The 1,590-nt window shown below is 34.3% G+C and carries 1 protein-coding gene; it reads right to left on the bottom strand.

Annotated elements, in window-relative coordinates; translation table 11 throughout:
• Positions 1-872: 872 nt before the first annotated feature.
• The gene (locus AACU98_RS12585; RefSeq protein WP_049211887.1) at positions 873-1,424 is read right to left on the bottom strand and encodes a recombinase family protein; all 552 of its coding nucleotides are present in this window, start codon (positions 1,422-1,424) and stop codon (positions 873-875) included.
• Between the last annotated feature and the right edge of the window lie 166 nt (positions 1,425-1,590).

Raw genomic sequence — 1,590 nt, 5'->3', positions numbered from 1 at the left:
ATTAAAATTATTTCATTACAAACTGACTATCTCGCTCTGCTTTTTTCTTAGTCTTATGAAAACGCTGAAATAATTCTTTCTTTAAGTTTTGATAGCATCATCGTTAACTTTTTTGTTTTTCTTTTTAGAGATTTCTTTGTATAACAAAACAAATTTCCTCTATATGAACTTTTAGATTTTTTGATTCAGCGTGGTTATTAATTTATCGAATATAAACTCTTCTAAGCTCTTCCTGTATGCTTGGGAAGTTAAAATATCACCTCATAACAGTCATTAGTATATACCTAAAATTTGTTATTCTATCGGTTATAAAATCTAAAAATTGACTCTTGAGGTACACTTATTTACAACTCCCATCCAATGCTGTACAGTTCATTATGAGTGAATTTAGCTAGTGCATCCATAGATTCAATTCCTATGCCTACATTCCTCATCACAGCTCTCCTAATAATTGTGTTTACCCGTTACTTCAACGTGTTACTTAACGATTACGTCAGCAAGGAAAAGCTTATGAGTAAATTATTCCGCCATATAGTACTATATGCATCTTGTTTTATTGAAACCGTATGGGCAGGGATGATAAGTGTGGTAGTGGGTCTGATGACTGGCGGTGTCCAAATTACTTTGGCACTAGCTAAATTTTCTCGATTTTTTATTTTTCACCTAAAGCAACCACACCCAAAATATTATCCAATATACTAAATCACTTCATACATATTCCTTTATTTTGGTCTTTCGTGCTTTTTGTACTAAGCATGATCGTTTTTCTCATTTTTTAATACACAACGTAATTAGCAACGTTTTCTACTGGCACATTGCAGTCTATTAGTTTGCTTTTACATTACTGCTATGTCACTGCTCATACACTACATTTATATTTCTTCATTCAAGATTTTATAAACCGTAGAACGAGCTACTTTCATTTCTTTGGCTATTGCGGTTCCTCCCCACCCACTTCGTTTTAGCTCAATAATTCTTTCGCGATCCACTGAACGCTTGCGTCCAAATTTTACCCCTTTGAGCAAAGCTTCTTGCCTGCCCTCATTTGTTCGTTCCAAAATTCTTTGTCTTTCTGCTTCTGCCACCGCGGATAAAATGGTGACCACCATTTTTCCCATTGTTCCTTCTGTACTTATACCATCATCCAAAAATCGAACAGCTACACCCATTGAATCGAATTCTTTTATCAACTGAATCATATCCGCAGTATCTCGTCCGAGACGGTCGAGTTTTTTCACAAGAATAATATCACCGCATTCAACTTTAATTTTGAGTAACTGCAATCCATCACGATTAATGTGACTTCCTGATCCTTTATCGCTAAATAAGCGATGCTTTGCCACTCCGGCATCAATCAATGCTTTCTTTTGAGTATCGAGAGATTGCTGGCTAGTAGATACCCTTGCATAACCAAATAGGCGCAAAATATGTCTCCTAAGTCATTATCAGACAACAAGTGTCTATTAATTGAAAATATCGAATAAATAGACACTCTTTTCATATTATTTTTAAGTGTCCGAAATATTATGATAAAAAAGACACACTATGAAAGTCTGGACTTCGATTAACAATTATTATATTAAATAACTT

Source organism: Proteus sp. G4380, assembly GCF_963885725.1.
Lineage (GTDB): Bacteria > Pseudomonadota > Gammaproteobacteria > Enterobacterales > Enterobacteriaceae > Proteus > Proteus mirabilis.
This window is presented reverse-complemented; position numbering and strand designations above follow the sequence as displayed.